Raw genomic sequence first — 4,485 nt, 5'->3', positions numbered from 1 at the left:
GTACAGGCCCAGGCCGTGGGCGCCCAGCGCATGCGCCTGGGTCACATCTTCCAGCGATTCGGCGTTGGCCAGCAGTGCGATGTCGACCTGGTCGCGGGTACGGCTGGGCTTGCTGCGCAGGCGGCCGAGCTCGCGCTGCTCGCGTGCGTGCTCCTTCAGGCGCGCCCGGTAATCACGCAGGTTATCGGCCTGCGGGTTGACGGTGATGCTGCCGTCGGCGCCATCGATGATCAGCACGTCGCCGTCGATCACCTTGTTCAGCAGCTGCGGCACGCTGACGATCAACGGCAGGTGCAGGCTGCGGGCAAGGATCGCACTGTGCGAAAGCGCGCTGCCAGCGCTGGTGACGATACCGACCACACCGTGCGATTGMAGCTGGGCCAGCTCGGAAGGGGCGATGTTGTCGCAGACCAGGATTTCGCCGGCCAGGCCCTTCACCGCTGCGGGCCGTTCCGGCTGCAGGAACGCGTGGATGCGCCCGATCACATGGTCGAGATCGTCCATGCGGCTCTTCAGGTAGGCATCGTCCATGCCGTCGAAGACTTTGGCCAGGCGGTCGCGCTGCAGGCGCAGCGCGTAGCCGGCACTGTAGGGACCACTGCGGATCAGTTCGTCCAGGCCGAACAGCAGTTCGGGATCGTCCAGCAGCAGTGCATGCAGGTCGAGGAACTCGCCAACTTCCTGGTTCAGCGCGCCATGCAGGCGCTGGCGCAGCTCGTGCATCTCCGTGCGCGCCGCGTCCACGGCGCGATGCAGGCGTGCCAGCTCGGATTCAACCTGGGAGGGGGCGACGCGCTGTTCGGCTACTTCCAGTGCATGCGGCAGGCGCACGCGGGCGCGGCCCATTGCCGTGCCGCGGGCGGCGCCGTGGCCGGCCAGCAGCTGTACCGGCCGTTGGCCGGTAGGGGTTTGGCCGGCGCGCGCGCGCGGCACGCTCAGTTGTCCTCGTCGAAGCGACGCTCGAACAGGTCGACCACCGCATCCATCGCGGCGACTTCGTCTTCGCCGTTGATGCGGATGGTGACCGGCGTGCCTTGCCCGGCCGCCAGCAGCATCACGCCCATGATGCTCTTGGCGTTGATCTCACGGCCCTTGGCGGCCATGGTCACGTTGCAGCGGAACGGCGCCAGGGTCTGCACCAGCTTGGCGGTGGCCCGGGCATGCAGGCCCAGGCGGTTGCTCACAGTGAGTTCTCGTTCAAGCATCGTCGACTATCGCTCCATTACGGGTGCCCGCCGCCGCAGTGGCGGGCAGTTGATCCAGTCCCTGTTCCGGATAATTCATCACCCGCAGCAACATCGGCAGACTCAGCGCCGACACCCGGCGAACCGGGGTCCCCAACCGGGCCAGCTGCCCGGCAAGGTTGGCAGGGCTGGCGCCGTACAGGTCGGTCAGGATCAGCACGCCATCGCCCCCATCGACCCGCCGCAGAGCGGCCGAGGCGAGCGGGAGCAGAGCATCCAGGTCTGCGTCGAACGGTACTTCGAAAGCTTCGGTCTTCAGCGGCAACTGCCGCAGAAGCCGGGTCGCCACGTCGAGCAGGGCGATCCCGACCCCAGGATGTGTTACGAGGAGAATGCCACAGGTCATTACTGCACGTTAACAGGTCAAGGTGAATTGGCGATAGCAGCAGGAGAGGGGCACTGTGTCCCGTATTCAGCGTTGTTCGGGTCAGAGCCCTTTTTCGTTGAAAAAGGGATCCGACTCCATCCGTTTTTTCGATGCCTGACAGAGATTCATCCACGCATGGCGTGGATCTACCGTGTCGACCAAGGTCGACACCTACCCACAGTGCAACTCCGACCCGCCGCGATCTGTCAGAGGCGGGGCGGTGTGGGGGTGCAGGACCGTTGGCGCCATGGATGGCGCCATCGAGCCCCCAAGGATGGGTTTACGGCGTGTCCTGCGCGCCCACACCGCCTCGCCAWCCAAGGGAATCCGATGTTGCTGTTGCTTCGGCTGTTGCTGTTGACGTTGCCGTGGTTTCTGCGGGTGCCGGGCGCAGCCCGGCCGACCCCCTCAATCCTGTTCGCGGTGGTACGTCGCCACGTCTTCCCAGCCCATCTCACGCGCATGGCGGGCCAGGCGTTCGGCCAGGAACACCGAGCGGTGCTTGCCGCCGGTGCAACCGAAGGCCACCGTCACATAGCTGCGGGTGCCATCGCCCAGCTTGGGCAGCCAGGTATCCAGGAAATCCATCAGCTGCGCCAGGTAGCGCTGCACATCCGGCTGCGCTTCCAGGTAGTCGCGCACGCCGGGTTCGCGGCCGCTCAACGCACGCAGTTCCGGATCCCAATGCGGGTTGGGCAGCACGCGCGCGTCGAACACGAAGTCGGCCTCGGCCGGTACGCCACGCTTGTAGGCGAACGATTCGAACAGCAGCGACAGGCGGCTGGCATGGCCCATCGCAAATTCAGTGATGATCCGGCGCCGCAGCTGGTGCACGTTCAACGCACTGGTATCGATCACCGCATCGGCTTCGCGGCGCAGCGGCGCGATCAGCTCGCGCTCACGGGCAATCGCTTCGGGCAGCGACAGGCCCAGCTGGCTCAGCGGGTGCCGGCGGCGGGTGTCGGCGTAGCGCTTGAGCACCGTTTCATCGCTGGCCTCGAAAAACAGCACCTTGGCGTCGACGCCGGCATCGGTGGCCAGCTGCCGCCAGCTGGACAACTGGGTCAGGTCGCTCTGCCCACGCACGTCGATGCCCACCGCCAACCGGCGCGATGCCGCGCCGTCATGGTGGCTCAGCACATTGCGCACGAAATCCGGCAGCAGCTGGATCGGCAGGTTGTCCGAACAGTAGTAGTCCTGGTCCTCGAAGGTCTTCAGGGCGACGGATTTACCCGAGCCGGACAGGCCACTGACGATGATCAGGGTCGGGGCGGTGGGAATGACGGTGCTCATGGACGGGCTCTTCGAAGGACAGGGAGGTCAGGGCGTTCGCCGTTCCAGCAGGTTGCTGTGGCGGGCGATGAACATCGCCGCCGGGTCGATACCCTTGGTACGCAGAATGTGCAGGCGGGTGGCCGCCTCGGTCAGGACGGCCAGGTTGCGGCCGGGCATCACCGGCAGGGTGATCAGCGGCACGTCCAGGTCCAGCACGTGGCGCGTGCCCGAGTCGCCGGTCAGGCGCTCGTAACCATGGGGGGTGGGCTCGGTCATCGGCTTGGTCAGGTGGACGATCAGCCGAAGGTACTTGTTCTTCTTTACAGCGGTGTCGCCAAACATCTCGCGCACGTTCAGCACGCCCAGGCCGCGCACTTCCAGCAGGTCCTGCAGCAGTTCCGGGCAGGTGCCATCGAGCACGTCGGGGGCGATCTGGGTGAACTCGGGGGCGTCGTCGGCCACCAGGCGGTGACCGCGGCTGAGCAGTTCCAGGGCCAGCTCGCTCTTGCCTGATCCCGCTTCACCGGTGATCAGCACGCCGATGGAGTAGATCTCCATGAACACGCCATGCAGGATTACCCGCGGCGCCAGCGTCCGGGCCAGGTGGTAGGACAGATGGTTGAGCAGTTCGTGGCCGCGCTTGGGTGACAACCACAGCGGCGTGCCGGATTCATCGGCGGCCGCGCGCAGGTCTTCCGGGCACGGCTGGTTGCGGGTCAGCACCAGCGCCAGCGGATGCGACTGCATGATCTTTTCGATGGTTTCCCAGCGCTGGCGTGGTTCCAGCGCGTCCAGCCAGGACAGTTCCTCGGTACCGAGGATCTGCACCTTGTTGGGATAGATCGCATTGAGATAGCCGGCCAGCGAAGGGCGTCGCGAGACCGTATTGCCGGCCTCCAGCTCACGCTTCTCGCCGGATTTGCCCGCTGCCCAGCGCAGGCCGAGCCGCTCTCGCTGCTGTTCGAACAGTTCGCGGGCAGTGATGCTGGTATTCATGCGGCGCTCGCCGGTGGGGTCAGGTCCAGGGCCTGGCGCAGTTCCCGTGCATCACCGGCCTCGCGCAGCGCCTGGCGGATGCAGGGCGCGGAAAACAGCTCGGCCAGCTCGGACAGCAGCATCAGGTGTTGATGGGTGTAGTGGGCGGGAACGGCCATGGCGAACACCAGGTCCACCGGCTCGTCACCACCGAAATCGACCGGGGTCTGCAGACGCAGCAGCGCGCCACGGGGGCGATCCAGGGTCGGCGCACGACCATGCGGGATGGCGATGCCGTAGCCGATCGCGGTACTGCCCAACGCCTCGCGCTGGCACAGGTTGAGATAGATCTGTTCGGCGTTGGCCTGGCGGCAGGCCAGCAATCCGGCCGCGGCCTGCAGGACGCTGTCGCGGTCGGTGGCCGTGCAGAGCTGGGTCTGCACGGCCGCCAGGAGGTCAGTCAGGGGCATGTCTGCGGGGAGCGGTGGCGATCAGCCACCATTGTCGCCCACCGGCAGCGGTGCGTGCTGCTGTTTTTTCTCCTTGTGCTTGATCACCAGGCGGTCAAGCTTGTCCGCCAGCAGGTCGATCGCCGCATACATGGTCTGCGCATTGGCTTCAGCG

General features: G+C 66.3%; 7 protein-coding genes. All 7 read right to left on the bottom strand.

Annotated elements, in window-relative coordinates; translation table 11 throughout:
* A partial coding sequence (locus AC1VAN_RS12795; protein ID WP_480985921.1) for a phosphoenolpyruvate-utilizing N-terminal domain-containing protein occupies positions 1-933 on the bottom strand: 933 nt, incomplete at its 3' end.
* A gap of 2 nt (positions 934-935) precedes the next feature.
* Positions 936-1,205 carry an HPr family phosphocarrier protein gene (locus tag AC1VAN_RS12790; protein WP_025874024.1) on the bottom strand — a complete coding sequence of 90 codons (270 nt, stop codon included), beginning with the start codon at positions 1,203-1,205 and terminating at the stop codon, positions 936-938.
* Positions 1,198-1,590: a PTS sugar transporter subunit IIA gene (locus AC1VAN_RS12785; RefSeq protein ID WP_025874023.1), complete on the bottom strand. Its 393-nt coding sequence runs from the start codon at positions 1,588-1,590 to the stop codon at positions 1,198-1,200. Before AC1VAN_RS12785 ends, AC1VAN_RS12790 begins: the two co-directional genes overlap by 8 nt.
* Positions 1,591-2,019: 429 nt before the next feature.
* Positions 2,020-2,904, bottom strand: coding sequence for an RNase adapter RapZ (gene rapZ / locus AC1VAN_RS12780; RefSeq protein WP_032951584.1), 885 nt, complete (start codon positions 2,902-2,904; stop codon positions 2,020-2,022).
* 27 nt (positions 2,905-2,931) lie between these two features.
* On the bottom strand, positions 2,932-3,882 hold the full coding sequence (hprK, locus tag AC1VAN_RS12775; RefSeq protein WP_004147299.1) for an HPr(Ser) kinase/phosphatase: 951 nt from the start codon (positions 3,880-3,882) through the stop codon (positions 2,932-2,934).
* The gene (locus tag AC1VAN_RS12770) at positions 3,879-4,331 is read right to left on the bottom strand and encodes a PTS sugar transporter subunit IIA (RefSeq protein ID WP_032977285.1); all 453 of its coding nucleotides are present in this window, start codon (positions 4,329-4,331) and stop codon (positions 3,879-3,881) included. Before AC1VAN_RS12770 ends, hprK begins: the two co-directional genes overlap by 4 nt.
* Positions 4,332-4,352: 21 nt before the next feature.
* Positions 4,353-4,485, bottom strand: a 133-nt coding sequence (locus AC1VAN_RS12765; protein ID WP_480985922.1) for an HPF/RaiA family ribosome-associated protein, incomplete at its 5' end; no start/stop codon positions are given.

This window comes from Stenotrophomonas sp. 05L44_2 (assembly GCF_056665995.1).
The sequence above is the reverse complement of the archived record's forward strand: the minus strand, read 5'-3'. Positions and strand labels throughout refer to the sequence as shown.

Coding starts and splice junctions, on each gene's coding strand:
- AC1VAN_RS12790 (WP_025874024.1), bottom strand. CDS start 1,205: ATGCTTGAACGAGAACTCACTGTGAGCAACCGCCTGGGCCTGCATGCC.
- AC1VAN_RS12785 (WP_025874023.1), bottom strand. CDS start 1,590: ATGACCTGTGGCATTCTCCTCGTAACACATCCTGGGGTCGGGATCGCC.
- rapZ (WP_032951584.1), bottom strand. CDS start 2,904: ATGAGCACCGTCATTCCCACCGCCCCGACCCTGATCATCGTCAGTGGC.
- hprK (WP_004147299.1), bottom strand. CDS start 3,882: ATGAATACCAGCATCACTGCCCGCGAACTGTTCGAACAGCAGCGAGAG.
- AC1VAN_RS12770 (WP_032977285.1), bottom strand. CDS start 4,331: ATGCCCCTGACTGACCTCCTGGCGGCCGTGCAGACCCAGCTCTGCACG.